General features: G+C 62.4%; 27 protein-coding genes, 1 tRNA gene, 2 pseudogenes and 1 riboswitch. Of the genes and pseudogenes, 15 read left to right on the top strand and 15 right to left on the bottom strand.

Going from position 1 to position 25752, the window contains the following annotated elements; genetic code table 11:
- Nucleotides 1–526 precede the first annotated feature (526 nt).
- Nucleotides 527–1270, bottom strand: coding sequence for a lipoyl(octanoyl) transferase LipB (gene lipB, locus E5X88_RS01730; protein ID WP_292157557.1), 744 nt, complete (start codon nucleotides 1268–1270; stop codon nucleotides 527–529).
- 181 nt (nucleotides 1271–1451) lie between these two features.
- Between lipB and E5X88_RS01725 the strand changes: the two genes are divergently transcribed.
- Nucleotides 1452–1536: transfer RNA gene (locus E5X88_RS01725), tRNA-Leu, on the top strand.
- A 503-nt stretch (nucleotides 1537–2039) separates the two neighbouring features.
- Nucleotides 2040–2687: a glutathione S-transferase family protein gene (locus tag E5X88_RS01720; RefSeq protein ID WP_292157554.1), complete on the top strand. Its 648-nt coding sequence runs from the start codon at nucleotides 2040–2042 to the stop codon at nucleotides 2685–2687.
- 100 nt (nucleotides 2688–2787) lie between these two features.
- On the opposite strand, the gene E5X88_RS01715 is transcribed toward E5X88_RS01720, so the two are convergent.
- Complete coding sequence (locus E5X88_RS01715) at nucleotides 2788–3429, bottom strand: dihydrofolate reductase family protein (protein WP_292157552.1); 642 nt, start codon at nucleotides 3427–3429, stop codon at nucleotides 2788–2790.
- 288 nt (nucleotides 3430–3717) lie between these two features.
- Here E5X88_RS01715 and E5X88_RS01710 point away from each other — a divergent pair, with 288 nt between their 5' ends.
- Complete coding sequence (locus E5X88_RS01710) at nucleotides 3718–4959, top strand: hypothetical protein (protein ID WP_292157656.1); 1242 nt, start codon at nucleotides 3718–3720, stop codon at nucleotides 4957–4959.
- On the opposite strand, the gene E5X88_RS01705 is transcribed toward E5X88_RS01710, so the two are convergent.
- The 5 genes and pseudogenes from E5X88_RS01705 to E5X88_RS01685 all read right to left on the bottom strand — a co-directional run.
- The gene (locus E5X88_RS01705) at nucleotides 4952–5491 is read right to left on the bottom strand and encodes a hypothetical protein (protein WP_292157550.1); all 540 of its coding nucleotides are present in this window, start codon (nucleotides 5489–5491) and stop codon (nucleotides 4952–4954) included. The genes E5X88_RS01710 and E5X88_RS01705 overlap by 8 nt on opposite strands.
- A complete protein-coding gene (locus E5X88_RS01700) occupies nucleotides 5488–6081 on the bottom strand; it encodes a hypothetical protein (protein WP_292157548.1) in 594 nt (197 codons plus the stop codon). Before E5X88_RS01700 ends, E5X88_RS01705 begins: the two co-directional genes overlap by 4 nt.
- Nucleotides 6078–6656, bottom strand: a complete 579-nt coding sequence (locus tag E5X88_RS01695; RefSeq protein WP_292157546.1) for a hypothetical protein — start codon at nucleotides 6654–6656, stop codon at nucleotides 6078–6080. The genes E5X88_RS01700 and E5X88_RS01695 overlap by 4 nt, the downstream gene beginning before the upstream one ends.
- 268 nt (nucleotides 6657–6924) lie before the next feature.
- Nucleotides 6925–7836: a dihydrodipicolinate synthase family protein gene (locus E5X88_RS01690; protein ID WP_292157544.1), complete on the bottom strand. Its 912-nt coding sequence runs from the start codon at nucleotides 7834–7836 to the stop codon at nucleotides 6925–6927.
- Nucleotides 7837–7858: 22 nt separating this feature from the next.
- Nucleotides 7859–8095, bottom strand: a pseudogene (locus E5X88_RS01685) (cupin domain-containing protein); the annotation flags it as partial.
- Nucleotides 8096–8595: 500 nt separating this feature from the next.
- Between E5X88_RS01685 and E5X88_RS01680 the strand changes: the two are divergent.
- Nucleotides 8596–10311: a GH32 C-terminal domain-containing protein gene (locus E5X88_RS01680; RefSeq protein ID WP_292157542.1), complete on the top strand. Its 1716-nt coding sequence runs from the start codon at nucleotides 8596–8598 to the stop codon at nucleotides 10309–10311.
- Between the two features lie 21 nt (nucleotides 10312–10332).
- Here E5X88_RS01680 and E5X88_RS01675 read toward each other — a convergent pair whose 3' ends face one another.
- Nucleotides 10333–11103, bottom strand: a complete 771-nt coding sequence (locus E5X88_RS01675) for an HAD-IIB family hydrolase (RefSeq protein WP_366664786.1) — start codon at nucleotides 11101–11103, stop codon at nucleotides 10333–10335.
- Complete coding sequence (locus E5X88_RS01670) at nucleotides 11085–12422, bottom strand: glycosyltransferase family 1 protein (protein ID WP_292157538.1); 1338 nt, start codon at nucleotides 12420–12422, stop codon at nucleotides 11085–11087. Before E5X88_RS01670 ends, E5X88_RS01675 begins: the two co-directional genes overlap by 19 nt.
- Nucleotides 12423–12629: 207 nt before the next feature.
- On the opposite strand from E5X88_RS01670, the pseudogene E5X88_RS01665 reads away from it, so the two are divergent.
- From E5X88_RS01665 to E5X88_RS01650, 4 genes and pseudogenes are all read left to right on the top strand, one after another.
- Nucleotides 12630–12746 (top strand): annotated as a pseudogene (locus E5X88_RS01665) (IS6 family transposase); the annotation flags it as partial.
- 247 nt (nucleotides 12747–12993) lie between these two features.
- Nucleotides 12994–14421, top strand: a complete 1428-nt coding sequence (mgtE, locus tag E5X88_RS01660) for a magnesium transporter (RefSeq protein WP_292157536.1) — start codon at nucleotides 12994–12996, stop codon at nucleotides 14419–14421.
- Between the two features lie 140 nt (nucleotides 14422–14561).
- Nucleotides 14562–14948 carry a MerR family DNA-binding transcriptional regulator gene (locus E5X88_RS01655; protein ID WP_126044048.1) on the top strand — a complete coding sequence of 129 codons (387 nt, stop codon included), beginning with the start codon at nucleotides 14562–14564 and terminating at the stop codon, nucleotides 14946–14948.
- Nucleotides 14949–15001: 53 nt separating this feature from the next.
- Entirely contained in the window at nucleotides 15002–15514 is a 513-nt protein-coding gene (locus tag E5X88_RS01650; RefSeq protein WP_292157534.1) for an HXXEE domain-containing protein, read from the top strand.
- A gap of 11 nt (nucleotides 15515–15525) precedes the next feature.
- On the opposite strand, the gene E5X88_RS01645 is transcribed toward E5X88_RS01650, so the two are convergent.
- The 3 genes from E5X88_RS01645 to E5X88_RS01635 form a co-directional block, all read right to left on the bottom strand.
- Entirely contained in the window at nucleotides 15526–16047 is a 522-nt protein-coding gene (locus E5X88_RS01645; RefSeq protein ID WP_292157532.1) for an isoprenylcysteine carboxylmethyltransferase family protein, read from the bottom strand.
- A complete protein-coding gene (locus tag E5X88_RS01640; protein WP_292157530.1) occupies nucleotides 16044–17048 on the bottom strand; it encodes a heparan-alpha-glucosaminide N-acetyltransferase in 1005 nt (334 codons plus the stop codon). The genes E5X88_RS01645 and E5X88_RS01640 overlap by 4 nt, the downstream gene beginning before the upstream one ends.
- Nucleotides 17049–17131: 83 nt before the next feature.
- On the bottom strand, nucleotides 17132–18313 hold the full coding sequence (locus tag E5X88_RS01635) for an aromatic ring-hydroxylating dioxygenase subunit alpha (RefSeq protein WP_292157528.1): 1182 nt from the start codon (nucleotides 18311–18313) through the stop codon (nucleotides 17132–17134).
- A gap of 116 nt (nucleotides 18314–18429) precedes the next feature.
- Between E5X88_RS01635 and E5X88_RS01630 the strand changes: the two genes are divergently transcribed.
- From E5X88_RS01630 to cobO, 5 genes are all read left to right on the top strand, one after another.
- Nucleotides 18430–19122 (top strand): gamma-glutamylcyclotransferase, encoded by a 693-nt coding sequence (locus tag E5X88_RS01630; RefSeq protein WP_292157526.1) that lies wholly within the window; start codon nucleotides 18430–18432, stop codon nucleotides 19120–19122.
- Between the two features lie 66 nt (nucleotides 19123–19188).
- Nucleotides 19189–19383: riboswitch (cobalamin riboswitch) on the top strand.
- 36 nt (nucleotides 19384–19419) lie between these two features.
- Nucleotides 19420–19599, top strand: coding sequence for a CbtB domain-containing protein (locus tag E5X88_RS01625; protein ID WP_126042790.1), 180 nt, complete (start codon nucleotides 19420–19422; stop codon nucleotides 19597–19599).
- Nucleotides 19600–19614: 15 nt separating this feature from the next.
- Nucleotides 19615–20391, top strand: a complete 777-nt coding sequence (locus E5X88_RS01620) for a CbtA family protein (RefSeq protein ID WP_292157524.1) — start codon at nucleotides 19615–19617, stop codon at nucleotides 20389–20391.
- Nucleotides 20384–20911 (top strand): bifunctional adenosylcobinamide kinase/adenosylcobinamide-phosphate guanylyltransferase, encoded by a 528-nt coding sequence (gene cobU, locus E5X88_RS01615; protein WP_292157522.1) that lies wholly within the window; start codon nucleotides 20384–20386, stop codon nucleotides 20909–20911. The genes E5X88_RS01620 and cobU overlap by 8 nt, the downstream gene beginning before the upstream one ends.
- A gap of 1 nt (nucleotide 20912) precedes the next feature.
- Nucleotides 20913–21569, top strand: a complete 657-nt coding sequence (gene cobO / locus E5X88_RS01610) for a cob(I)yrinic acid a,c-diamide adenosyltransferase (protein ID WP_292157519.1) — start codon at nucleotides 20913–20915, stop codon at nucleotides 21567–21569.
- 263 nt (nucleotides 21570–21832) lie between these two features.
- Here the strand turns inward: cobO and cbiB are convergent, their stop codons facing one another.
- Nucleotides 21833–22801 carry an adenosylcobinamide-phosphate synthase CbiB gene (gene cbiB, locus E5X88_RS01605; RefSeq protein ID WP_292157517.1) on the bottom strand — a complete coding sequence of 323 codons (969 nt, stop codon included), beginning with the start codon at nucleotides 22799–22801 and terminating at the stop codon, nucleotides 21833–21835.
- Here cbiB and cobD point away from each other — a divergent pair.
- Complete coding sequence (gene cobD / locus E5X88_RS01600; RefSeq protein WP_292157514.1) at nucleotides 22800–23855, top strand: threonine-phosphate decarboxylase CobD; 1056 nt, start codon at nucleotides 22800–22802, stop codon at nucleotides 23853–23855. The two genes, cbiB and cobD, sit on opposite strands and share 2 nt — an antisense overlap.
- Nucleotides 23852–24361, top strand: a complete 510-nt coding sequence (locus E5X88_RS01595) for a tyrosine phosphatase family protein (RefSeq protein WP_292157512.1) — start codon at nucleotides 23852–23854, stop codon at nucleotides 24359–24361. The genes cobD and E5X88_RS01595 overlap by 4 nt, the downstream gene beginning before the upstream one ends.
- A 7-nt stretch (nucleotides 24362–24368) precedes the next feature.
- Here the strand turns inward: E5X88_RS01595 and E5X88_RS01590 are convergent, their stop codons facing one another.
- Complete coding sequence (locus E5X88_RS01590) at nucleotides 24369–25172, bottom strand: creatininase family protein (RefSeq protein ID WP_292157510.1); 804 nt, start codon at nucleotides 25170–25172, stop codon at nucleotides 24369–24371.
- A gap of 88 nt (nucleotides 25173–25260) precedes the next feature.
- A complete protein-coding gene (locus E5X88_RS01585) occupies nucleotides 25261–25644 on the bottom strand; it encodes a RidA family protein (protein ID WP_292157508.1) in 384 nt (127 codons plus the stop codon).
- Nucleotides 25645–25752 lie beyond the last annotated feature (108 nt).

Here is a 25752-nt window from a genome sequence, read left to right as displayed (position 1 = left end):
ATACTCACGGACCCGATGTCCGCCGGTTCTCGGGACCATCCAGTCTGGTCGCTTCGCGCCCGTCTTCGACTCCGACACAGCCTGGCCTGAATCTCGATACACAGGCTGATCATCGGCATGCCGTCTGGCCACCTTTTCTCCACGCGCAGCCGGCGCCGAAATGGCGGAAATCCGCCCCTCAACCTTTCCTTAACCGTGCCGAACCGATCGCCCGGAATTTCCCGGCAGGCTCGGATTGTGGTCGTTGACAATCGAACAAAATTAGAACAAAATACGAACATACTGAAAACAGGAGAGAGTTATGACTGGTCTTGTTCAGGATGTCGTGTCGCTGGTGTGCATGAGCACGTTTCTCATTTCCATGGCGATCTGGATCGGAGCGATGTGAGGACGATGGGTAGGGCGGTGAAGCCGCGCATGGGCTGAAGCCGGATGACCGGTACGCCACTGGCGGTCTTCGCCATCCATGACTACGGGCCTGGTCTGTATCCGCGCAGCTAATTCGAGCTGCTGGCCCAGATGAGGTTCAGCCAGCCTTGCGGGCCGTTTCGGTAAGCAAAGGTGCCGCGGGTCCGAAGACGTCCTCGAAGGCGAATTTCAGCGCGAGGTCGAGGTCGGCCATCCCTACGGGCAGGCCGAGATCGACGAGACTGGTGACGCCGTGATCCTGCACGCCGCACGGCACGATGCCGCTGAAGTGGCTGAGATCCGGATCGACATTGATGGCGATACCGTGAAAGCTCACCCAGCGCCTCAGTCTGATGCCGATGGCGGCGATCTTGTCCTCGGCGAGCGACCCGTCGGCCAGGGTGGGGCGATCCGGCCGCGCCACCCAGACGCCGACACGATCCTCGCGCCGTTCGCCGCGCACGTTGAAGGCGGCGAGCGTGCCGATGATCCATTGTTCAAGTGCGGCGACGAAGGCGCGGACATCCTCGCGCCGCCGCTTCAGGTCGAGCATCACATAAGCGACCCGCTGGCCTGGCCCATGATAGGTGTACTCGCCGCCGCGTCCGGCCGCGAACACCGGGAAACGGTCCGGCTCGATCAGGTCTTCGATGCGGGCGCTGGTGCCGGCCGTGTAGAGCGGCGGGTGCTCGACCAGCCAGACCATCTCGCCGGCGGCGCCGCTTCGGATCGCTTCGGCACGCGCCTCCATCACGGCAAGCGCCTCCGGATAGGCGGTGAGGCCGGGTTCGATCCGCCATTCGACCGGCGCCGAACCGGGCAGGGGCAGGAACGACGTGGCGATCTGGCTGCGTTCTGTCATGGCGTATCTCGTGTCGCTTTCACATATGGCGGCAATCGGCCGAAACGTCCAGTTCCGAGCGTGTTCCAACCCTTTGGAGGGTTATGCCGAATCCCCGGCAATTATTGCGCGACGCGCCCTTGTTTCGCCGGAAACGATTTGCTACACGCCGCGAGCCGGTTCGTTCCGGCTCCTACCACGTGCGGTCGTGGCGGAATTGGTAGACGCGCAGCGTTGAGGTCGCTGTGGGGCAACCCGTGGAAGTTCGAGTCTTCTCGACCGCACCATAAGTATCGAACAATTTCAGTTCCTTACCTTTATAGCCTAAGCCAGGCTGTGGAGGGGTTGCGATGCATATCGCGATACAAGCCGTGATGCTGGACGGTCAGGTGCGTAACGCATCGTCCAGACGGTAATTCAGCTCCTCGCAAGTGGCCGATTAGGAAGCCGGCGATCCGTTGCTGGAGCCGACGTTCAGATACTGAGCGGTCGCGTCTTCCCGCGGCCGACTAGGACGTGAACCCATAAATCAGGATTGACCGAAATTGGTGGAAGGTCCTCGGTCGTCAGGGTGCAAGCTCGCAAAAAGCGGACAATGGAACAAGGCAGCCCTACGCGCGGCCTTGCGGAATTGGCCACCGCGCTATCACGCCCTTTGATCGGAAGCGGGCATTCGCGATCTGCGCCCAGCGATGAAAATAGTTCAAGACCGATGTCGATTTCCGGGAGACTCATTCGTCGTTCACGATAGGAAGCCGAAGAAATTCGCCCAAGCGAGGAAACGGATGCGATGACAATCACTATCACAGCATTTGAACGATCGCCCGATGGCGGCAAGGGACTGGCGCGCGATACGCGCGTTCGCTGGGCGCTCGAAGAAGTCGGTCAGCCCTATGAGGTTCGTCTTGTTTCCTTCGCAGAGATGAAGGCGCCTGGCCATCTGGCCATCCATCCCTTCGGCCAGATCCCCACCTATGAGGAAGGTTCTCTCTCGCTGTTCGAGACTGGCTCGATCGTCTTTCATCTTGCTGAGCAGCATGCGGGCCTGCTGCCGAAGGATCGCGATGCGCGGGCGCGGGCGATCACGTGGATGTTTGCCGCACTTAACACCGTCGAGCCGCCCATCCTCGAATTAACGACGGCAAAAATATTCGAAGGTGACAAGTCTTGGAGCGAGGAGCGCTTGCCGTTGGTAAAGGATCGTGTTCGCGCTCGGCTGGACAAACTCTCGGCTCACTTAGGCGTCGCCGACTGGCTCGATGATGCGTTCAGCGCCGGCGATTTATTGATGGTATCAGTGCTGCTGCGACTAAGAATGTCAGGCATTTTGGACGAATATCAAAACTTGGCTGCCTATGTAGCTCGCGGGGAAGCTCGGCCCGCTTATATCCGGGCTTTCGCCGCGCAATTTGCGATCAATGCCCCATCAACCAGCTGAAACATTCGCTCATAAGCTGAGCCGACAGCAGGTTTGAAGTCAGCATGCCGCCGAGCGTTTGACCAATGCTCGGCGCTTCCAGCTTGACCGCTTTCCGCTCCTATTTGGTCAGCACGACATGGGTGGCGTTATGCGTGGGAACGTGGTCGGTGCAGCGATAGCCGAGGCTGGTGGTATCGATATCGGCGAAGAGGTGTTCGCCAGAGCCGAGAAGCAGCGGGGAGATCGCAAGGTGCATCTCGTCGATAAGCCCGGCGCGCAGATATTGCCGGACAGTCGCCACTCCCCCGCCGATCAGCACATCCTTACCGTTGGCGGCCTGGACCGTGCGCTCCAGCGCTGCTTCGATGCCGTCGGTTACGAAGTGGAAGGTTGTGCCGCCCTCCATGGTGATCGGCGCGCGTTCATGGTGGGTCAGCACGAAGACGGGGCAGTGGAAGGGCGGATTGTCACCCCACCATCCCTTCCAATTTTCGTCGGGCCAAGATCCGCGAATCGGCCCGAACATGTTTCGGCCCATGATCCACGCGCCGACATTCCTGTGAGCGCGCGCCGCGAACTCGTCGTCGACACCTGCCGTGCCGTCTTTTTTTCCGTGCACCCGCTGAAATGTGCGGGTCGGGATAAACCAATCGTGCAGGGCCTCGCCGCCGACGCCCAGCGGATTGTCGGGGCTCTGGTCGGGACCGGCACCGTAGCCATCGAGTGACAGGCTGAAATTGCCAACGCGAAGTTTGGTCATGCTAAACTCCTTCCGAATGACTGATTGCGAAATGCAATCGGTTATGTTTTTTCGCACAACCGATCCTGTATTGCAACCGGTTTTCTCGAGAAATGCCCACATTGGATATCGAGCGTCGGCCGGCAGCCCGCGCGGACTGCCTTTTCGCACTGTTCTCGACCGCCGCCGAATCCGGCCCACTTAAGGCGTCTCCTTCGTCACACGGTTTATGAAAGCGGATGTCGAAATCTGAACGGGCCGCGCGTTGAGAGGCCGCTTTCACCCCGCTAAGCATAGGCCATGACGACCATGATCGAGGACATCGTCCGGCCGCTCGCGCTGACGGCCTGCCTTCTCGCCCGCTACTGGCCACAACTCCTTCTCGTCGGCGCCATCGGGTATATCGCGCGCGACCTTCTGCTGGAGGCGGCGGTGACGGTGGGCTTTCAGCACCCGCTGGGCGGGATGCTCATGCTCTCGCTCGTGGTGCTGGCGAAACTGCTGGTCGTGGTGACGATGTTCGCTGTGTTGCGGTCGGGTCTGCCTGCCTTGGCCGCGCTGCGGCGGGCGCCGGCCGGCACGGCGAAGGGCGCGGGCTGGCTGAGGGGCGGGGACCATATGCTGGCGGTCACGGCGGCGGTGATTCTGCCTTTCTTCGCCTATTACGCAGCGTGGGGCTTTCTCGGCGACACGGTGCGGGAGTATTCGCGGCTGGCGCTCGACCGCGTGGCATTCGGCGAGAAGCTCCAGATCTTCGAGCTCTTGCAGTCGCGCGGCCTGATCGCCTCGATTGTCGCCTGCTGGGCGATCCGCTGGGCGGCCAAGCGTATGAACGACCGCTCGCAAGCGCCCTGGTGGCGCCTCGTGATCGTGGCGGCGGACGCAAGCGGGATATTCATCGGCCTCTACGCCCTCGATATCTGGAAGGACGACTTCATCAGGTGGCTCGGGGCGGGCTCGTTGCTGGAGGAGCTGAGCATGAGCCTGCCGTCATTGTCGATGACGGCCCACGCGGCAGAAGGCTTCACGCCGGTCGAGTTCCGACAGCCGAGTGTCTTCGAGCAGGCGCAGAACCTCTTCTTCTACGCACTCCTGCCGATGATCTGGCTGGTCATGGCAGCGATCATCAACGGCTACGATCTGTCGCCCGCAACCGCGCCCGCGCCCGCCGCGCCCTCGCGCGCCACGACCTGGCGGATATGGCTGCGTGATTTCGCCGCCCATTTCGTCGGCGGTTACCGCGCGCGCTACCGGCCGGTCTGGACCTGCCTGACGCTGACGCTCAGCGCTGGGCTTGCGACGCTCATCACCTTCATCGTCACCTATCGCGCGCTCAACTGGCTCGGCGCCTGGCTGTGGTACGGGGCGACGCGCACGCTCGGCCCCTACGATCTCTCCACCTGGCAGGTTGTTGTCGGCGTCATGAGCGTGTTCATCGGCAGCCCGAGCGATCTCGACGGCGGCATCCTGCTCGACGCCGTGCGCATCGCCCTCCTGGCGGCGGTGCTCGAACACGCGGTGGCGACGCGGACGCGGCCGGTTGCTACCTGAAGAGCAGATAGGCGGGCAAGGCCCCGGAGAGGGATACGGAAAGCGCGAGGCTCTTCGCGTCTTCTGGAACGACGAAGCTCTCGGCCATCATGATCGTATCGCCGGTGCTGGTCCCCTCGAACAGGCCGCAATGCGGTTTGTCCGCGGCTGCCGGCTTCGCCTTGTGCACCGCGCTCTCGGGCAGGAAGGCCGGCTGCCAGCGGCGGCCCCGATCGTCCGTCAGGGCGACCTGGCACCGATTTTCCGCAAGCTGCGCCGGATCGTCGACGGTCGCCTCGAATTCGGCGAGGACGACGGCCGTCTTGGGAAGGGATCCGGGCAGGCGGGCAAGCCCGGTCAGCCGCCAGTCCGCCCCGGCATAACGCTGCAAGGCCCCGCTTTCGACGGCGATGGGATCGCGCATGTCGCGCAGCCACTCCCGAATCGTGTCCCCTGTGTGCACCAGGATCGCGGCCGGCAGGACGACCGCCAGCGCCGCAATGCTGAACCAGTAGCGGCGGCGTTCGCCGGCATTCGCAGCGGTCGCCGTCATTGGGCCTCCAGCGTCCAGGGCTGACTCCGGTTGCCCCGGCCGAGCTTCACGGTCGACCGGATGTTCTGCGCCCGCACGTCCGTAATCTTGATCCACGCTTCCTCCGCGAGCGGCGTCACGGCGGAGCGGGCGATCAGCAGGGTGGCGCCGGAGAGCTGGCTTTCCGGAACCTCGAACGCCATCAGCATCGGCCTCGGGATGCCCGGTTCCAGCCGCTCCGTTCCCGGCATACCCGGCATGCTCGACAAGCGCTGACTAAGCGCGTGGCGCACGCCGTTCGGGCCGAGCCACTTGGCGGATGTCAGGGACAGGCTTTCCTGCTTGGCCGCGGCTGCGGCTTCGATGATCACCCAGACGCCGGAGGTGGTATAGGTGCGGTCGCGGCCGAAGCTCGACGCCGTGACCTCCCGTGCCAGATGGACATTGGCGACGCCGATGGCGAAGGCGCTCGTGTCCACCCTTTCGCCCTGCCTGCCGGTCACAGGAACGGGCGAGGTGATGTCGCTGTAAAGGGGTGTCGTGCGCTGCATCCCGTAGAGCATTGCCGCAGCCAGCAGCACCGCCGCCGGCCCCTTGATGGAGCCGATCATTGCGTCGCTTCCGCTGCGGCCGGTGAAACGGACAGTTCGACGGCGGCGACCGGGTCGAGGTCGAACCATCCGGAAGCGCCGTAGAGATTATCGCGGCGCTTGTAGATCTGACTGCCGATCAGAAGCCGCAGCGTGCGCGGTGGGGGGAGGGCGGGCGGCCATTCCCAGGCCGCGATCATCCGTTCCGGCATGCCGGGGTTGATGCCGCCCGCGACCCAGCCGTCCCGCGCCAGATAGACGATCGGATCGGGCAGGTTCGGGACCGGCGGATCGATGGCGAGCAATCTCGTGAGAACGTTGTTGGTTTCCGCCGAGCGGTTGTCGGCGTCGAATTCGACCATCACGAAGGTCTTCGGCTCCGGCGGCTCGATACCGGTTGGCGGGATCGGGCCGGCCCGCGCCTCACGAACCGTGACGATCCAGCGACCGGTGTCCACCGGCTCGCTGGCGGCTACGACGGTAACACCCTCCGGGTTGGCCGCGTCGTAAACCGCCATCGCAAACGAGGCGGCCGCCGCCGCGGTGCCGCCAATGCCCGTGATGAGAATAGCCAACAGACGCTGTCGTATCGTCATCGCCTCTCGATCGCCATGATTCCTCCACATGCACGATACGTCAGAAGGTACCGCGAGTTAAAGCTTGGGAATTCGCGCCTCGGTCAAATTCCGTCACGTCGCCAAACACGGGCTTCGCGCATCGGCCGCTCAACTGGAACTCGTTCATGCAGTGGCTGCAGGCCGCCACTCGCGCCCGTTGGCCCGTTCGCCGACCGGACCCGGCGTCAATCCGCCCTCGGTCAAGACTCACATCCGCGATCAAAAGTCGAAAAGCTGAAGACGAAAGCTAGACACGACTTTCCAGCCGCGAAAGCAGGTAGTCGACCTCTTGTCTGGCCGCCGCCGACAACGCACTGCCCGGCTTGCGCTGGGCGTCGGACGCGATGGCACCGCGCTTCATCATCACATATTTGCGTACCGCAAGTCCCACACCGGGTTGCTGCTCATAGCGCAGATAGGGCAGGTGGGCGTCGAAAAGATCGTGCGCCTTGTCGCGCTCGCCGGCGGCAGACAGTTTCACCACGTCGACCAGCATATCGGGGAAGGCATAGCCAGTCATCGCACCGTCGGCGCCGCGCTCCATCTCGAAGTCGAGGAAGAGGCCGCCATTACCGGTGAGGATGGACAGCGCCCGCAGCGAGCCGTCCTTCTGGAAGCCGCGCAGCGCACTGATCTTCTCCAGGCCCGGCCAGTCCTCGTGCTTGAGCATGAAGCAGGCCGGGTTGTCGGTGACGATGCGGCGGATGACGGCCGGCGTCATGACAACCGAGAGGGTCAGCGGATAATCCTGCAGGACGAAAGGAACATCCTCGCCGACTGCCTCGGATGCGTTGCGGAAATAGGTGACGATCTGGTCGTCGGTGCGCAGCGCTGGCGGCGGCGCAATCATCACGCCTTGCGCGCCAACCTCCATCGAGGCGCGCGCAAGGCTGCGCATGGCGGCAAAGCCAGGGGCAGAGACGCCGACGATGACCGGCAGCTTAGTGCGCGCCACGATACGCTTGACGATCTCGAGCGATTCGCCGGCGTCGAGCTTTGGGGCCTCGCCCATGATGCCGAGGATTGTCATCCCATCGACGCCGCAGCGCTCGTAAAAATCGACCATCGAATCAAGTGATTCCCAGTCGATCTTGCCATCCGCCTCGAACGGCGTCGGGGCAATGGTGTAGACCCCTTTGGTGTCAGGACCGATGGCCATGAGATTCTCCTAAAATTCAGCTTTAGTCATAGCGCAGGACCGACGGTCCGATCCAACCTGGCAGTTGGTCCGGACGGGCGGGCGCGAAGATTTCGTAGCAGACGCAGCCTTCCGGCCCGGTGCCGATCGCGCAATGGCGCGAGCCGGCGGGAAAGAAAACGAGGTCGCCCGGATGTGCGTCGAAGATCTTGCCGTCAACGGTGAGCTTACACATGCCCGATACCATGACAAGGATCTGCTCATTGTCGTGCCAGTGCGTTGCGCCAAACTCTGTCGGTGTCGCGCGGCGACATGCTGATCTTCCATCTCGGCGACGTTGTTGGCTGTCGCCTTACTAACGATAGCGGCGCCAACGGTCGCCTTGGCGTTCAGGAAAATGGTCGTCGCAGTGCCCCGGCAGGATAGTCTTGTGTGACTTCTCAATGCAGGCGGCAGAGAATGTGGTCATAGCGCAGAATCCCACCCACAAGCCGAACGACTGTCATTGGATGAAAAGGGGACACCCTGTCGTTCTCGTAAAATGCCGGCTTATGGACCCGCAATTGGAAGGGCGCATTTGTTTGATATTTCAGTGCCTTGCGGCAAGGGGCTGAGACTGATGCTGGCGGCGATCCGTACGGCGATTGAAGTCGAAGACTGTCGATCCGGGGAATGGCTTTGCTAAAGTGAGAATCCGGCTTTAACCTCCTGGAACGTATTTCCAGGTCGAGAACCCGGTTTGACCTGTCCAGGAGCGCCACACAGAACGGAGCCATCTCTATGAGTGACAGCCAGGTAAGGACTGCGGGAGGGGATACCATTCGAAGCCTGCATGCCGACCTGCCAGTCAACGCCACGTTCCATATCTGGCTTAAGGCGACCAAGCCGGGCACCCAGGGCTCACTGTCTTTTTCCAATGTCCGTGGCAAGTTCGGCGAGGTGAGCGTTGCGAACGCCGAAGAATATGAATTCAGAATCTTTCACGTCTTCGGCGGTGGCAGTGTCGACCTGGATTACGACACGGATCAAACCTCGGTATCGGTTGCGTACTGGTTCGCATTGGCCGACGTGCTGGAGACAGGCATTACGGTTCTTCACACCAATCCTGGAAATGCCGCGCCGAACGTCCCCGACAGCTATCATTTTCGTCCTCCGTTCGGCTGGATGAACGATCCAAACGGATTTGGCCGGTTTGGAGGTCGCCCGCATCTCTTTTATCAGCATTATTCCCATGGGCTTCGGTGGAACACGATGCATTGGGGGCACGCTGTATCTTCCGATTATTTGCGGTGGCGTCACATGCCTATCTTCCTGTTCCCATCGGAAGATCTTACCGCAAGGCCCGACAGACGAGGCGGTGCGTATTCCGGCTCAGCCATCCCGCTTGCCGATGGCCCGGGCATTCGCGTCTTTTTCACTGAGCAAGTACAGGACCGTATCCCGGAACAGCAAATCCAACTCACGGCCACCTCCAACGATCTCATCATGGCGGGAAACGCGGACGTCATCCTGCCATACCGCCCAGTTGACGAGGGATTGACGGCGGATTTTCGCGACCCCTACGTCTTCAGGGGACCGGATGGCCTTTGGAAAATGCTGCTGGGCAGCCAGAGCGACGAAGGCGGCGTTGTCCTGCTTTACGAAACCCATGACCATACGGCCGCCACCGGCTGGACATATATCGGCAAGCTTCTGGTCGAGAAACACTATCGGACGACGGCGATCGAATGTCCCTGTTTGCTGCCGCTCGACGGGCCAGCGACCGATCCCGCGACGCGCTGGGTTCTCATTCTCGGGCTGATGAATAGCGAGGACCGGTCCACCCGGCGCAAGAACCTGACAATGGCCATTGTCGGCTGGTTCGATGGTCGGACCTTTACCAAGGAATTCGAACAGGAACTGGACTTCGGCACGGATAACTACGCCTTCCAGGCCTTCGTCGACGGTGATGCTATCGTCGGCATAGGGTGGCTTGCCAACTGGGCCGACACCGGACCGGCGATCGATTTCCCCACAGCCATGACATTGCCGCGCAATATCCTCCTGTCAGCAGGCGAGTTGCATACCCCGCCGATCGGTGCTGCCGAGAGCCTGCGGAGCCACATTCTGGATCGAACACGCCTGGCAGCCGGAGAACAGGTAACCTTTGTCAACGGCGCCGTCGAAATCCTGTTCGAGCTCGAAAAGCCGGGTGTTCATTTCCACCTGAAACTCCATCATCCAACCGTCCGCCTCGGCGTCATCGTCGACGACGAGGGACTTGCCATCTGTCATGGAGACGACGGCGCAGCAGAATCTCCTCACTACATCGCCAAGGGAGCCCGTCCAAAACGGCTGCGTATATTCCTCGACTACGGATCGATCGAGGTCTTCGCGGATCGCGGCCGTTGGGCCGGCACGAAGCGGATCAACGGTTTTGAGCCGATACAATCCGCACGTCTCATCGCCGAAACGGGCGGCGTTCTACACGCGACGGTATGGGCGCTAAAGCCTTGATGAGGAGATCAATATTCCAGTTTAGGATCGGGCATCCGCAAACACCAACCAATGAACGAGGCCTTCGACGACGCCCAGGGCAAACTGTTCCTTCGCATTGTAAATCAGCGGGTTGTCCCGTGCCATGTCACGCAGTTCGGGAAGGGCGTTAGCGACGACAATCCCACGCGCGCCCGGCAGGTCGAACATACTGCGATCGTTGTTGGTGTCGCCGGCGACGACCACCTCATCCAGGCCGATGCCGAGTTCATTGCACAGCCAGGCCAGCGCCTGCCCCTTGTCTGCTGAACGCGGCAGGATGTCGAGATCGCGTCCGCTCGAATAGATCATCGTCACGGAGAGGCCGGCCTCGTCCAGCGCGCGCTCGATGCCGGCAAGGTCGTCCGAACTTGCGTCGTGCAGGTACCAACTCGATTTGAAGGCGTGCTGATAGACGTCGGGCTGCCGGACGGTGTCTTTGAGCGATCCGAGCACCGCATCGACCTTTTCAAGGGACCAGCCTTCCGAAAACCTTTCGGCAAAGTGCTCCAGGCGCGAGGTGTGACGCGGACCGGCGAGCATCGTGCCGACACCCCCGATCACGTAGTCCGGCGCCGGCAGGCCGACATCGTCGACGAAGTTCAAGATGTCGTCGGCCAGACGACCGCTGTTGTAGACGAGAAGCGGTCGGTGCTCGGGGTCGAGCGCTTCCCATTTGGAACGAAAGCGTGATGTCGCCGGCGGATGGCCCGCCAGCGTCCCGTCGAGATCGCTCGATAAAAGCGCGATCGGTCTCAATCGCCGTCGTTCCACGGCTCGTCCCAATCATGGTCGTCGACCGCCTTCAACACCGGCCGTCCTTCGACGAGGCTGACCAGCTGTTGCGCGATACCTGTCCAGGTGAACAGGCTGCGCGCCTTGTGCGCACCCATGCGGCCCAGTCGGCCATAGAGGCGCGAGTGCTTCATAGGCTTGACGATCGTGATGCCGAGGTCTTCCTTGTCGAAGGGATCGCCGAAGAGCGCGTGCCGGCCATAGCTGATCCCGCGATAGAGACCGCCATGGATTGTAACCACGGTGGGCGTTCCGCAGGCCATAGCCTCGATCGCGGTCATGCCGAACGGCTCGTAGCGGCTCGACAGGACGAACATGTCCGCCGCCCGATAGGTATCGGCCAGATCCTCGTCGGCAACATAGCCGGAGAAGACGACACGATCCTGCAGGCCTAGCTGTTCCACCTGTTCCTTGAGCTGGTTCAGGATCTTCTGCTCCTGCTCGTCCATGTTCTCGCCGCCGACAGCGAGCCTCAGCACCGCATCTGGAACACGCGGCGCCACCACGGAAAACGCATCGATCAAAAGGTCGTAGCCCTTGTTGGTGGCGAGCCGGCCGAGCGCCAGGATCGTTCGCCCCTCGAAGCCGAGCCGATGGCGGATCATTCGGCGAGAAGCTTCGCTGACAGGGAAGAACCGGTTGTCGTCGTAACCCGGCGGGATCATGTGCACCCGGTCGCGCTCGAGACTGTAGTCCTCGACCAGCATATCCACCTGCTGCGGCGTTGTTGCAATCACCATCGCGCAGCTTCGATAGATGATCGTCTCGTGCTTTATGCGCTCGGTGAAATTGAACTCGGCCTCGAATGTATCGGCCTTGTCCGGGTAGTCCGTCTTCATCTGGCGCTGCTTCCATATGCCGAGGGAATGCGGCGTATGGATGTGCGGGATAGTGAGCGCTTCCGACAGCCGTTGTCCCGCCACGCCCGCATCCCAGTAGTGACTGTTGATGAAGTCGTAGGAGAGGTTTTCCCTTCGAATCAGGCGCAGCGCGTTTTCACACCATTCGAGGAGGTGGCGGTGGAGATATTCCTTTGGAATAAAATCGGGTCCGCCACAGCCGACGCGCAGGACACGAACTCCGTCCGCCACTTCATCGACGGGAGGCTGGTCTTCAAATCGCCGCGTCCAGATATCGACGGCATAGCCCAATTGGGCCAGCTTTTTGGCCAGTTCCAGGACATAGACCACCTGTCCGCCGGTGTCGGCCGCACCCAATGGCGGGTTTGCTGCAACGTAGCCGTGGGTTGAAATGAGTGCAATTCTAGGTATCGCCGCATCCGAGTTGTCGTCCGGCATCTGTATCCTTCTCTACGATTCTGCACGCTCGCAGTCGAAAGCGTGCTCCAATTTGCAACTATAAGGATCCCGGCCGCCATCCGCAAATACTGAGCGCGCGTTCGGGACAACGCAATTGACGTCATGGTGAGGAAAACTGGTTCTGTCGCATATTCCGGTTGCCGAGTTGCCTGCAATCAACCTTCGGCGGTTCTTCGAGGATTTATGATGTCCAAAGGTTGCCATTTCGATCAGTTTGTCATCCTGCCTTGCGTCCGCTGCTCTCTGGCCTCGGGGCTGAGCCTGCGCGTCCTTGCGGAGACGGCCGAGTGCGGCATCAACGTTTGTCCCGCAATCCGGTTGCACCAGCTTTTGCTGTACGGCGGGGAAGGGCGCATTTCGTTTGATATTCCCCGCTCGCTGCGCCATGGAGCGGCGGATTCTTAAATCGAATCGTGCCGCCGCGCGCAAAGGACACTGTAGCAATTTGTCTTTGCGCATGGTCCCTTCTGAAAATCGATTCCGATTTTTCAGGGTCATGCGCTAGACCTGACAGGCACCTTTTCCGGAATTCTGATGGCAGGAGGCGCTTGTGGAAGGCCAGGACGAACAGACGACCGGCGCCAGGGCCGCTGACGACAGCCACGCCGATATTTATGGCGAGGACGGCGCCATTCTGTCGTCGTTCCTTGCCCAGATCGGTGCGGCGATCGCCGATCGCGACACGCTGACGCTGAAGCGTGAAGTCGATGACCTGCACCAATCGGAGCTCGGCGACCTGCTCGAAGCGCTGCATCCCGAACAGCGCCGCGCGCTGGTCGAACTGTTGGGCGCCGACTTCGACTTTTCCGCGCTGACCGAGGTCGACGAGGCGATCCGCCGCGACATCGTCGACAATCTGCCCAACGCGCAGATTGCCCAGGGCGTGCAGGATCTCGATTCCGACGACGCGGTCTACATTCTCGAGGATCTCGAAAAGGAAGACCAGGACGAGATCCTGTCGCAACTGCCGTTCACCGAGCGGATCAGGCTGCGCCGCTCGCTCGACTATCCCGAAGAGACCGCCGGCCGCCGCATGCAGACGGAGTTTGTCGCCGTGCCGCCGTTCTGGACGATCGGCCAGACCATCGACTACATGCGCGAGGACAACAACCTTCCCGACCGCTTCAGCCAGATCTTCGTCATCGATCCGAGCTTCAAGCTGCTCGGCGCCATCGACCTCGACCAGATCCTGCGCACCAAGCGCTCGGTCAAGGTCGAAGAGGTCATGCATGAGACAAGGCACGCCATTCCGGCCACGATGGACCAGGAAGAGGCGGCGCGCGAATTCGAACAATACGACCTTCTCTCCGCCGCCGTCGTCGACGAGAACGAGCGGCTTGTCGGCGTGCTGACCATCGACGACGTGGTCGACGTCATCCAACAGGAGGCCGAGGAAGATCTGCTGCGCATGGGCGGTGTCGGCGACGAAGAACTGTCGGACAGTATTTTCTCGACCTCGCGCTCGCGCGTTCCGTGGCTGCTGGTCAATCTCGGGACGGCCTTCATCTCGGCCTCGGTGATCAGCATGTTCGGTGCGACGATCGAGGAAATGGTCGCACTTGCCGCACTGATGCCGATCGTTGCCTCGCTGGGCGGCAATGCCGGCACGCAGACGATGACAGTGACCGTGCGCGCGCTCGCCACACGCGATCTCGATATCTACAATGCCGGTCGTGTCATTCGCCGCGAGGTTGTGGTCGGCCTGCTGAATGGCATGGTCATTGCGACGATCCTCGGGCTGGTCGCCGGCTTGTGGTTTCACAATCCCGATCTCGGTTTCGTCATTGCCGCAGCGATGATCGTCAACATGCTGGCTGCGGCCCTCGGCGGCATTCTGATTCCGCTGTTCCTCGACAGGCTCGGCGCTGATCCGGCGATTTCGTCATCAATCTTCACGACGATGATTACCGATGTTATCGGTTTCCTTGCCTTCCTTAGCCTTGCCACTTGGTGGCTGCATCTGGGCGCGGGAGCCTGATAAGGCGTTTCAATTGACTTTTACGTAAGTTGCGTGCGAAGTTTCGACGGAGAGCTACCGGTCGATTCCGGCACGGGACGAGCCCTTTTTTGAATGAAGGGCATCGCCGCATGATGGGCGATCGCCGCTTTGGAGTGACGATGCGGGAATATTATTCGATCACCGAACTGACTCGCGAATTCGATGTGTCGACGCGGACGCTGCGCTTCTACGAGGACGAGGGGCTGGTGCAGCCGATACGGCGCGGCCGCACGCGGCTGTTTCGCCCGTCGGACCGGCATCTCATCCGCCAGATCATGCGCGGCAAGAGGCTCGGCTTTTCGATCAACGAAATCCGCGAAATCATCCAGATGTACAAGGAGCCGCCCGGGGAGGTCGGTCAACTCAATCTGATGATCAAGCGCATCGAGGAAAAGCGCGAGGATCTGCGCCAGAAGCGCCGGGACCTCGAAGAAACCCTGGCGGAACTCGACCAGGCCGAGGAGTCCTGCGTCGAGCGGCTGGTGGAGCTCGGCGTCAACACCTGACCGATCCCGCTGTCTTTTCGCCAGGCACTCTGAACCGGCGTTTCAGTCAAATCATGTTTATCATTCTCGCTTGGCTGTTCGCCGCTGTGGTCGCTATCCACAATCTGGAGGAAGCCGTTTTTCTACCTGCCTGGTCCGAGCAAGCAGGGCGTTGGCATCGTCCCGTTGGAGCCAATGAATTCCGGTTCGCGGTCTTCGTGCTCACTGTTCTTGCCGGCGTTGTGGCCTTGATCGCCACCGTGCAGGGACCGGAAAGTTTCGGCGCCTACGTCCTGACCGGTTATGCGCTGGCGATGCTGCTCAATGTGGCCTTTCCGCATCTCTTCGCCACATTGGCCATGGGCCGCTATATGCCGGGCACTGCGACCGCTATCGTCCTGAACCTGCCGGCCACAGTCGCCCTGCTGCATCAGGCGTTTCGCGAGGGCTATATCTCGTCAACGCGTTTCGCCCTGGCGGGGCCGGCCGTCGTCTTGGCTATCGTGCTGTTGATCCCGGCGCTGCTTTATGTCGGGCGGAAACTGCTGCCGGACACGGGACGCGCGTCAGGCAAGGCTTCGGGCTGATTTCGCCGCCATCAGATCCAGCGCCGCACCCTTTTCGCGTAGTCCCGGTATTTCTTGCCGAATTTAGCCGCCAGAACTTTTTCCTCGCCCTCGATCGCCATCTTCCGCGTTGCGAAGGCCGCGATGATTGCCAGCGGCAGGAACCATGCGATCCCCGAGACAAGGGCCACGCCGATCAGCAGCAGCGTGTTGGCCAGATATATCGGGTTGCGGCTGACGGCGAAGGGGCCTGATGTGACCAGATGGTCCGGCACGGCGTTTGGGTGGAGCGTCGTCTTTGCCCGGATCATGGTGCGGATCGCCGTGAACCAGAGTGCGACCACGCCGAGCAAGGCCACCCAGCCGGCCGCGAACAGGATGTCGCCGAGAAGGCCGCCGATCCATGGCAGCGGGTAAAGCAAGCCAAGCGCGATACTGATGGCGATGGCCGCAAGATAGATCAGCGGCGGCCACGGTATGAGCCCCGCTTTCGGTTGTCCCGGTTTCGGCTGCCCCGGTTTCGGTTGGCCCGGTCTCGGGTGCTCGTCGGTCATTGTGCTCCTCCCTCCATCAAGGTGCTGTCGGCTTTGGCAGTGCAGGCGTCGGCGAGTTCGCCCAGATGTGCCTTCCATTCCGCAGCCTGGTCGTTGCGGTAGAGCCGATCAAGCGTGGCCTCGCCTTCGAGCGTATCGAGCATGCACACACAATAGCTGGAGCAGAACTCCGTGTCGCGCGATTGCTCGCACGATGTCTGGCACTGTTGCAGGAAGGTCACCTGCTTGGTTTCGACCGGCGCCGGCATGATTTGCGAAAACAGCCAGACCGAGCCGATCAGCACCGGCTGGTGGATCAGATAGAAAGCGAGGCTGTGCTGGCCGATAAAGACCAGCGGATTTGTCCAGCGACCGGGCGTCAGGTCCGCCAGCCGCCTCAGCACGCCGGAGGCGGAGGCGAGTTTTGCCGCCGCGATGCCCGCAAGCACGGCGCCGAACCACGGCAACAGCGGGACATAGTCGTTTGAGCGCGGATTGGTTGCCGACAGGCCGACCCACCACAGGGCCGGATGGTCGAAGATCTCGGACCTGAGGTAGAGGGGTGCGGTGATGACGAAAGCCGCGACAACAACCGTCAGCAGTGCCGGCAGCCGCAGGAACGCCAGGCCGAGCAGGCTGGCCAACGCGATCTCGTGCAGGATGCCGAAGAAGATGAAGCTGTCCGGGGTGGCAAGCCTTGTGGCGGCCGATATGGCGAGCGCTGCCCCGGCGACCATGGCAAAACGTTTCCAGAAGCCGTTCCAGCGGATTTGTTTGCCATGGGCGAGGAACAGGCTGACACCGACCAGGAACAGGAAGGTCGAAGCGATGCAGCGCGCGTAGAATTTCCACCAGCCGAAGGCGGTCAGGCCGGGATCGGTGTAGCCGAAGAATTCGAGATCCCAGGTGAAATGGTAGCTCGCCATGGCAAGCAAAGCGATGCCGCGTGCGACGTCGATGGCGACGATGCGCTTCAGTTTCGGCGAATCCTGAACTGGGGCGGTCGGCGTAGGAATGCTCATGGTCTCGCAATCTGATTCAGCACTGCAAGACGACTATCATGGTTGCCCGGGACAAAAGAAGGCGGGCCAAATTCCTTTGATGTTCAGCGCGTCGGCGAAAGCCCTATATGCCGCTGACGCACCCAGTTGTGGAAGCGGTGCAGTTCATATTCCTCGGGCATCAGCACGCCGGCCTTGTGGCGCCTCGAGCGCAGGCCGTTCTGATTGACCTCGCAGATGTCAGCGTCCTCCTCCAGCACCTGCCTGCCGAAGGCGACGATGTTGTCGAGGTCCGCCGTCGGATCGGCGAGCGCTTCGGGCGAAAAAAGCCATTCGGCGGTCAGTTCGGTCTGCTCCGGTCCAAGCGGCACCAGCCGTACGGTCCTGACATAGTCGACATGGCCAACGATGAACATAGACGGCAGGTTGGTGGCATAGGTCTGCCCGGCTGCGCGCTCGGCGGGCGTCAGGTCGGAAAAGACCGGACCGTGGACGTAGCCGTCGCGCGACCAGGTCTCGGCCCCGGCCCGCAGACCACCTGAAAATTCAGGGGCATCGTTGTCGGCGTGGCGGGCCCATTCGGGATCGTCGTGCCGTCCCATCAGGCCGCGGCCATAGATCGGCACCAGCCTCGACAGGTCCTTGTGAACGCCCGGGCAATGCAGGCACTCGTTGAAGTTCTCCCAGAAGATCTTCCAGTTGCAGTTCATCACCTTGCGCAGCACATGGCCGGTCACCAGCGTTTCCAGCGGCCAGTTGGCGAGATCGCCGGATGTGGGATCGAAGGATGCTTCAGCCGAACCGGCGGCGTCTTCCGCGAGATTGACGAAGACAAAACCGCGCCACACCGACAGCGCCACCCGGTAGAGCGGATGATCGGCCTTGTCGAAGCCTTCGGGCAGCGATTTCGACGGCACGCGCACGAGATCGCCGCGCAGCGAATAGGACCAGGCGTGGTAGGGGCAGGTGATGAGCCGCGCCTTCAGCCGTCCTTCTCTTTCCCGGCAAAGCTGCGAGCCACGATGCCGGCAGGTGTTGTGGAAGGCGCGAAGTGCTCCGGTCTCGTCGCGCACCACGACGATCTCCTGCGTGCCGACACGGAATGTCTTGAACGCCAGCGGCTGGGCGAGGTCAGCCTCGCGGCAGACGAGCAGCCAGTTTTGATACCAGATGGCGTCGAGATCGCGCTGATAGGCCTCCAGGTCCCAGTAGTCCGACGCCGGCAGCGTCGGCTCGGCCCGGGTCAGGCCGTTATAGGGATCATGCTCGCTAGGGGTAGGTTGCATGGCCGGCTCCTGTGACGTGCCAGCCGACACCCGGCCGCGAAAATTGTCAATCGCGGTGACGGCATTGCGAGTCTCGAGCGGGACGCATAATCATGCGGCAAGAAGGGATCTGGAACGTGGCCACACGACAGATGGCGCTTACGCCGGAGCTGGTCGCGCGCTGTTGGCGCGAGGTCCAGGATGCTGGACCTGACCCGGATGCCATGCATCTGGATGATGGCGACTATGACGCGATGCTGGACGAGTTACAGGCAGAACTCCCTGCCGCCGAACCGTTGTGGCTGTTCGGCTACGGTTCGCTGATCTGGAAACCCGAAATCGACCATGTCGAGGAACGTGTCGCCGTGGTGCGTGGCTGGCACCGGTCCTTTTGCATGAACATGACGCGCTGGCGCGGCACCAAGGATCGTCCCGGCCTGATGATGGCTCTGGACCGCGGAGGGCAGTGCAAGGGCATCGCTTTTCGGCTCACCGATGGCGATCGGCGACAGCAATTGGGCAGGCTTTTCCGACGCGAAATGACGCTGAAGCCGACAAGCTATAAGCCTCGTATTCTCAGGCTGGCGAGCGACGGCGGTCCGTTGAGGGCGCTGGCTTTCGTCATCAATCGCAGCGGCATCACCTATGCTGGTTCGCTCGATGAGCACGAGGTCGTCGAAAGACTGACCACGTCCTGTGGGCACTGGGGATCAGGCGTCGATTACCTCTACAACACGGTGAAAAACCTGGAAGAGCGCGGCATTCACGACCGCCATCTTTGGCATCTGCAGCAACTGGTCGCCAATCGGATCGCTTCATTGGAAGGCTGAAGCCAAATGGCGCATTCCCGCTGGCCGTTGGCGGAATTTGGTTTGCCGGGCGCGGCGATTCTGCCTATAGTCACACCTGTCGTCGGTTCCGTTTGGAGCCAAGAGGGAATGCGGTGCGGGCAAAACTTGCCCAATGCCGTGGCTGCCCCCGCAACTGTGTGCGGTAGTCCTCTCCATATGCCACTGAAGATTTTCTTCGGGAAGGTGGGGAAGGGCGCTGATCCGTGAGCCAGGAGACCTGCCGGCGACAGGAGAACTGACTTCTATGCCCTCGGGTGGAGGGCGAAAGGACAAGACATGAATACCGCTTCCGTCTCCCTCGGCGCTTCCGTCTCCTCGCAGTCGCGCTTCATGCAGCTGGCGCTTGCCGCATGTCTCGGCATTTTCGTCATGGGCTTTGTCGGCTTCTCGCATATCGATGCGGTCCACAACGCCGCCCACGACTATCGCCACTCGATGGCGTTTCCCTGCCACTGACGAGGGGCTGACATCATGACACTGTTTCGCAACGTCGTGTTCATCGCGGCGATCGCAGGGCTCGTGGCCGGCGTCGTTCTCGCCTGCATGCAGGCCTACGCCACCGTGCCGCTCATTCTCAAGGCGGAAGTCTACGAACAGGCCGGCGGCGGCCACACGCATGACCATGCCGCGCCCCCCGCCGCGAACGCTACCGATACCAATGCCATGACCAGCGCCGCACCGGGTCCTGCCGAAGCAGCCGCTCCGGAAGATGAAGGCTGGGCGCCGGCCGATGGTTTCGAGCGCTTCGCCTTCAACGTCGTTGCCAATGTCGTCACCGGCATCGGCTTTGCGCTGATCCTGGTCGCCGCCTCTGAGTTCGCCGGCGGCATCGGCAATTGGCGTCAGGGACTGTTCTGGGGCCTTGCCGGCTTTGCCGTGTTCACGCTGGCTCCTAACCTTGGTCTGCCGCCCGAGTTGCCGGCAATGCCGGCGGCCGATCTCGCCCAGCGCCAGATCTGGTGGACGGCGACCGTGGTGGCGACGGCGGCAGGTCTCGGCCTGCTTGCCTTCCGCAAGTCGCTGCCACTGGCGATCTTGGCCGTGGCGCTGATCGTGGCACCGCATATCGTCGGCGCGCCGCAGCCCGACAGTTTCGAGTCGCCGATCCCGGAAGGCCTGCACCACCAGTTCGTGGTGGCGGTAACGCTGACCAATCTGGTGTTCTGGCTGGTGCTCGGCGTCGTCGTCGGCGTGGTGCGCGGCCGTTTCACCGGCACGGCGACCAGCCTGCGCGACAGCTTTGCCTGATCGCGTTGCTCCTGGCGGGAAGCTGACCCTGGTCATCGGCGGTGCGCGGTCCGGCAAGAGCGCGCACGCCGAAAGACTGGTAACGGCCTGTCCGGCGCCGTGGACCTATATCGCCACTGCCGAGGCTTACGACGACGAAATGCGCCAGCGCATCGCGCTGCATCGGTCGCGGCGCGGCGAGGGCTGGACGACCATCGACGCGCCGCTCGATCTCGTCGGCGCGATCGAGGCTTTGCCCGACGGCCGGCCTGTCCTGATCGACTGCCTGACGCTGTGGCTGACCAACCATATGCTGGCCGAACGCGACATGGAGGCCGAATGCCAAGGGCTGGCGGATGTGCTGTCGCGGCCGCGTGGGTCATGGTTCGTGGTCTCCAACGAAGTCGGGCAGGGCATCGTGCCGGACAATGCTTTGGCCCGCCGGTTTCGCGACGCCGCCGGCCGGCTCAACCAGCAGGTCGCGGCTGTCGCCGATGCGGTGCTGCTGATGGTGGCGGGGCTGCCGCTCAAGGTGAAATGACATGGCTGATACCAAGCACATCGAAGACAAACCACATATCGAAGACGGGCCGATTAACGACAGGGACGAGGAACGCCACCGCGCCAAGATGGCCAAGCGCAAGGCGGTGCAGGACGCCGAGGTTGCGGCAAAGACGGTCGAGAAGGGCCTGCTGATCGTCAATACCGGGCCTGGCAAGGGCAAGACCACTGCCGCCTTCGGGCTGGCGCTGAGGATGCTGGGCTACGGCAAGCGCGTCGGCGTCGTCCAGTTCATCAAGGGCAAATGGCACACCGGCGAGAAGGACGCTTTTGCCGCTTTCGGCGACCGGGTCGTCTGGCACACGATGGGCGAGGGTTTTACCTGGGAGACGCAGGATCTGAAGCGCGACATTGCTGCCGCCGAAGCCGCCTGGGCCAAGGCGCTGGAGCTGATGGCCGATCCGTCGATCAGCCTTCTTGTGCTCGACGAGCTGAACATCGCGCTGCGCTACGACTATCTCGATCTCGACAAGGTGGTGGCGGCGCTGAAGGCCCGTCGCGAGGGCCTGCATGTCGTCGTCACCGGCCGCAACGCCAAGGCAGCACTGGTCGAGGCGGCTGATCTGGTCACCGAAATGGGCGTGACCAAGCATCATTTTTCCGCCGGCGTGAAGGCGCAGCAGGGGATCGAGTTTTAAGAGGTTTTGCCCGCGCTTAGGGAAGCTCGCAACCAAGGCAATCGCTTCGGCTTTCGCCAACCACCAACGGTGGAACGCAGGAGGGGCAGCGCCAATCTGAAGCGATTGCCCTGAGGACAGGCACATTTGTTCTTGCTTTGTGCCGGCAGATATGCTAGTAATTTTAGTATGGTGCTGGTTTGCGCCAGCGACCCGCCGCCGAGGCGGGTTTTTTGTTTCGGTCGATCTCGACCGACCGCGTTGCAGGTCTGGATCGAGCGTCGTCAGACGACGATAACGATCACCGACAGCAAGCCAAACAGCGCGATCAGCAGAAAGTCGGCGACCCGGTAGAGTTTCAGCGCCCGCCTGATATCGGCGCTTTCCGCTTCGCGGCGACCGCCTTCGCCCATGAAAGCATCGTCGACCATGACACCGCCATAGGAGCGCGGGCCGGCGAGCGCCAAGCCGAGCGCGCCGGCCATCGCTGCCTCAGGCCAGCCGGCATTGGGCGAGCGGTGCTTCTTCGCGTCGCGCCGCATGGTGCGCCAGGCTTTGTCGGCATCGGCGCCTTTGACGAGGAAAGCGGCCAGCACGATGAGCAGTGCGGTCAGCCGCGACGCCGGCAGGTTGATCAGATCGTCGAAGCGCGCCGCCGCCCGGCCGAAGGCCTCGTGCCGCGGGGTGCGATGGCCGATCATCGAATCGGCTGTGTTGGCGGCCTTGTAGGCGACGCCGCCGGCCAGCCCGCCGACGCCGATCCAGAAGACGGGCGCGACGACGCCGTCGGAAAAATTCTCGGCCAGGCTTTCGATCGCCGCGCGGCAGACCCCAGGTCTGTCGAGCTTTTTGGCATCGCGGCCGACGATCTGTGAGACGGCAAGACGGCCGATGTCGAGTCCACCATTGTCGAGTCCGTCGGCCACAGCCTCGACATGCTCGGCCAGGCTCTTCTGCGACAGCAGCGATGTCGCCAGGATCGCCGTGAGGACCAATCCGGCAGGAATGCCCGAAAGCATGGTTTCCACCGCGAAAGCGATGGCGGCCGGCACCAGCACGATGATCAGCAGGGCATCAACGCCGCGCCGGCGACGGACAGCGTCGGAATCAGTGGCGCGGTTGAGCCTGCGGTCGAGAAAGGATATCAGCCTGCCGATCCAGGTGACGGGATGGCCGATAGCGCCAAACAGCCAGGCTGGGTAGCCGACAGCGAATTCAACAACCAGTGACAGGAAAGCGATCAGGATTGACATGAAGCTTCTTGATGGCGCGGCGGCAATGGTGGATCACGGCGGAAGCCTTGGCCGGGCGAGGGGGCTTTTTCCCCATGCGCCCCAACCCTTCGTCGACCTCTCGACCGGTATCAATCCGCACTCCTACCCTTTTTTCGAGCTGCCCGCCACCGCTCTGTCAAGATTGCCGGAAGCCGCGCGGGTCCGTGATCTGGCTGATGTCGCGGCGAGCGCCTATGGCGCGCCTTCGGCGGCGAATGTGGCGGCGGCGCCCGGCACGCAGATCCTGTTGCCGCGCGTCGCTTCGCTGGCGAGTCCCGGCAAGGCGCTGGTGCTCGGGCCGACCTATGCCGAACATCAGCGGGCAGCGGCGATCGCCGGCCATGCGGTGACGGAGGTCGACGATTTCGAGGCTTTGGCAGGAGCCGACCTCGCCATCGTCGTCAACCCCAACAATCCGGATGGGCGTATTGTCGGGCGCGAGAGGCTGCTTGAGCTGGCCGGAAAATTGCACGCCAGAGGCGGGTTGCTGGTTGTCGACGAGGCCTTCATGGATGTAGGCCCGCTTGGCGAAAGCCTGGCCGGCGATGTCGACCGGGGCGGCATTGTCGTGCTGCGTTCCTTTGGCAAGTTCTTTGGGCTGGCCGGCCTGCGGCTTGGCTTTGCAATAGCCGACACGCTGACGGTCGAACGGCTGGAGGCGCAATTCGGGCCGTGGGCGGTCGCCGGACCGGCGCTCGAATATGGTATCCGGGCGCTTGCCGACACCGGTTGGCAGGTCGAGATGCGACGCCGTCTGGCCGGGGATGCGGCGCGGCTTGATGCGCTGTTCGGTCGCTTCGGTGTGCCTGTCGCCGGCGGCACCACGCTGTTCCGCTATATCAGGCTGGCGAACGCCGCCGGTCTCTTTTCGGCGCTCGGCGAGCGTGGCATCCTGCTTCGTCATTTCTCCGGCCGGCCGGATGTGCTGCGCGCCGGGTTGCCGGGCGAGGGCGAGGAATGGCAGCGGCTCGAATCGGCTCTTGCCGACTGGGCGCAGCGGCGCGACGATCAGATCGAGGAGATCAAGCGATGATCCATGTCTGTTCGCTGTCGAAAGTCGAGGAAACGGTCGCGAAGACCGGCGCCGAGCGGCTGCTTTCCCTGCTGGCCGTCGGCACCGAGGTGACGCGCCCGGCCTCGATCATCCGGGAAAACCATCTGCATCTGGTCATGCACGACATTGCCGTGGCGCAGGACGGCATGACCATGCCGGGCGAGACGCATGTCCGCAACTTGCTCGATTTCGCGCGGCAATGGGATCGTGCGAGTCCGCTGGTCGTGCATTGCTATGCCGGCATCAGCCGTTCGACCGCCTCGGCCTACATCATTGCGGCCGCACTGGCGCCGAAGCGTGACGAGGTCGAGTTGGCCGAGACGCTGCGCGCGCTGTCGCCGACGGCGACACCAAATCCGCGACTGATTGCGGTCGCCGATGCACTGCTCGCCCGCAACGGCCGCATGATCCACGCGATCCAGGCGATCGGGCGCGGAGCGGATGCCTTCGAAGGCACGCCTTTCGCGCTGAAGATCGACGGCTGATCAGAGTCTACGCCAGCCAGTCGGCCAGCTTCGCCTTGCGCACATCCTTCAGGAGGCTGATGAAACCGTCGGCCTGATGGTTGGCGGTCAGCCGGCCTTTTTCGGCCGTTGCAATGCTGGCGTCGCCGACCACGCCGTTTGGGTTGAGATCGGTGGCGATCCAGGCGAAGGCGTGCGTTCCGGTGTGACGCAGCAGCGAAAACTCGTTTTCGGCGCGGGCGACGTTGGACACGAAATTGCCGGCCTTTGCCATGTCGACCAGGTCCGGCCGGAAATGCAGCATCAGCGAGGTCTCGACATCGCCGCCATGGATGCCCTGGCGATCTTCAAGCTCGGTATACATGCCGGCCGGCCGGCCAAAGCGCTGCCAGCTCGTCTTCACCGCCAGCATCTTCGCGCGCACCCGCAATTCGCGCGTGACGATGCCCATGATCTCCTCATTCCCGCCATGCGAGTTGACGACGATCAGTTTCCTCAACCCAGCACGCGCGATCGACAGGCCAAGCTCCGTCCACGCCTCGATCAAGGTCGCCGCCGGCAGAGTGAGGGTTCCCGGCGCATGCAGGTGCTCGTTCGACTTGCCCACCGCCTGGATCGGCAGGATGCGGATGTCGAGATCGCCGGGCAGGCGGGCGATCACCGTCTCAAGCATGCCGTTCATGATCGAGGTGTCGGTCGAGACCGGCAGATGAGGGCCGTGCTGTTCGATCGCCGCCACCGGCAGCACGGCGATCGTCGCCTCCGGATCGATGGTCGCGTATTCGGTGCTCCGATAGTCGCCCCACCACACACGTTTGTTTGCAACGGTCATGTCATGCCTTTTCGATAGAGTCGCCTTTTCGATAGAGTGGCCTCTTCGATACACGGCCAGACCTAGCGCGGGAAAGATCGCCTGTCGATCACCCAGCCGCGACGACCTCGATCTCGACCTTGAATTCCGGCCGCGCGAAACCGGACACGATCATCAGCGTCGAGGCCGGCGCAGGGCTGGTGAACAGGCGGTCTCGAACGTCCATATAGGGCCGCAGGAAGGCGCGGTCGGTGACATAGGCGTTGATGCGGACGATGTCGGAGAGTCCAAGCCCGGCCTCGCCGAGAATCGCGACTATATTCGTGAAGCAGAGTTCGGCCTGCGCACCGGCATCCTCCGGGATCTGATCATCGGGCGTGATGGCAACCTGGCCCGAGCACAGCACCAGCCTCTTGCCGGGCGGCACCTCGACGCCATGGCTGTAGCGGGCGAAAGGCGGCTTGATCGACTTCGGCGTGAGGAATTTGAACATGAAAATCTCCAGTCTGCCGTCAGCCTAAGACTGGATTGGGCAAGCCTTCAAGATGCAGTGCATGTTATCAGGGCGATTATGGACAGGCGTTCAAAAAATAGGCACGAT

Source organism: Mesorhizobium sp. (genome assembly GCF_004962245.1).
Classification (GTDB): Bacteria; Pseudomonadota; Alphaproteobacteria; order Rhizobiales; family Rhizobiaceae; genus Mesorhizobium.
This window is presented reverse-complemented; position numbering and strand designations above follow the sequence as displayed.

Excerpts from the sequence above, each read along its gene's own strand:
- E5X88_RS01670 (WP_292157538.1), bottom strand. The coding sequence starts at position 12,422 with ATGCCGGACGACAACTCGGATGCGGCGATACCTAGAATTGCACTCATT.
- E5X88_RS01645 (WP_292157532.1), bottom strand. The coding sequence starts at position 16,047 with ATGACCGACGAGCACCCGAGACCGGGCCAACCGAAACCGGGGCAGCCG.
- E5X88_RS01585 (WP_292157508.1), bottom strand. The coding sequence starts at position 25,644 with ATGTTCAAATTCCTCACGCCGAAGTCGATCAAGCCGCCTTTCGCCCGC.
- E5X88_RS01650 (WP_292157534.1), top strand. The coding sequence starts at position 15,002 with ATGTTTATCATTCTCGCTTGGCTGTTCGCCGCTGTGGTCGCTATCCAC.
- E5X88_RS01695 (WP_292157546.1), bottom strand. The coding sequence starts at position 6,656 with ATGACGATACGACAGCGTCTGTTGGCTATTCTCATCACGGGCATTGGC.
- cobD (WP_292157514.1), top strand. The coding sequence starts at position 22,800 with ATGAAGCTTCTTGATGGCGCGGCGGCAATGGTGGATCACGGCGGAAGC.
- cbiB (WP_292157517.1), bottom strand. The coding sequence starts at position 22,801 with ATGTCAATCCTGATCGCTTTCCTGTCACTGGTTGTTGAATTCGCTGTC.
- E5X88_RS01715 (WP_292157552.1), bottom strand. The coding sequence starts at position 3,429 with ATGACCAAACTTCGCGTTGGCAATTTCAGCCTGTCACTCGATGGCTAC.
- E5X88_RS01635 (WP_292157528.1), bottom strand. The coding sequence starts at position 18,313 with ATGCAACCTACCCCTAGCGAGCATGATCCCTATAACGGCCTGACCCGG.
- E5X88_RS01640 (WP_292157530.1), bottom strand. The coding sequence starts at position 17,048 with ATGAGCATTCCTACGCCGACCGCCCCAGTTCAGGATTCGCCGAAACTG.
- E5X88_RS01590 (WP_292157510.1), bottom strand. The coding sequence starts at position 25,172 with ATGACCGTTGCAAACAAACGTGTGTGGTGGGGCGACTATCGGAGCACC.
- E5X88_RS01690 (WP_292157544.1), bottom strand. The coding sequence starts at position 7,836 with ATGGCCATCGGTCCTGACACCAAAGGGGTCTACACCATTGCCCCGACG.
- E5X88_RS01655 (WP_126044048.1), top strand. The coding sequence starts at position 14,562 with ATGCGGGAATATTATTCGATCACCGAACTGACTCGCGAATTCGATGTG.
- E5X88_RS01720 (WP_292157554.1), top strand. The coding sequence starts at position 2,040 with ATGACAATCACTATCACAGCATTTGAACGATCGCCCGATGGCGGCAAG.
- E5X88_RS01700 (WP_292157548.1), bottom strand. The coding sequence starts at position 6,081 with ATGATCGGCTCCATCAAGGGGCCGGCGGCGGTGCTGCTGGCTGCGGCA.
- E5X88_RS01625 (WP_126042790.1), top strand. The coding sequence starts at position 19,420 with ATGAATACCGCTTCCGTCTCCCTCGGCGCTTCCGTCTCCTCGCAGTCG.
- E5X88_RS01620 (WP_292157524.1), top strand. The coding sequence starts at position 19,615 with ATGACACTGTTTCGCAACGTCGTGTTCATCGCGGCGATCGCAGGGCTC.
- E5X88_RS01595 (WP_292157512.1), top strand. The coding sequence starts at position 23,852 with ATGATCCATGTCTGTTCGCTGTCGAAAGTCGAGGAAACGGTCGCGAAG.
- E5X88_RS01710 (WP_292157656.1), top strand. The coding sequence starts at position 3,718 with ATGATCGAGGACATCGTCCGGCCGCTCGCGCTGACGGCCTGCCTTCTC.
- E5X88_RS01705 (WP_292157550.1), bottom strand. The coding sequence starts at position 5,491 with ATGACGGCGACCGCTGCGAATGCCGGCGAACGCCGCCGCTACTGGTTC.
- E5X88_RS01680 (WP_292157542.1), top strand. The coding sequence starts at position 8,596 with ATGAGTGACAGCCAGGTAAGGACTGCGGGAGGGGATACCATTCGAAGC.
- cobO (WP_292157519.1), top strand. The coding sequence starts at position 20,913 with ATGGCTGATACCAAGCACATCGAAGACAAACCACATATCGAAGACGGG.
- lipB (WP_292157557.1), bottom strand. The coding sequence starts at position 1,270 with ATGACAGAACGCAGCCAGATCGCCACGTCGTTCCTGCCCCTGCCCGGT.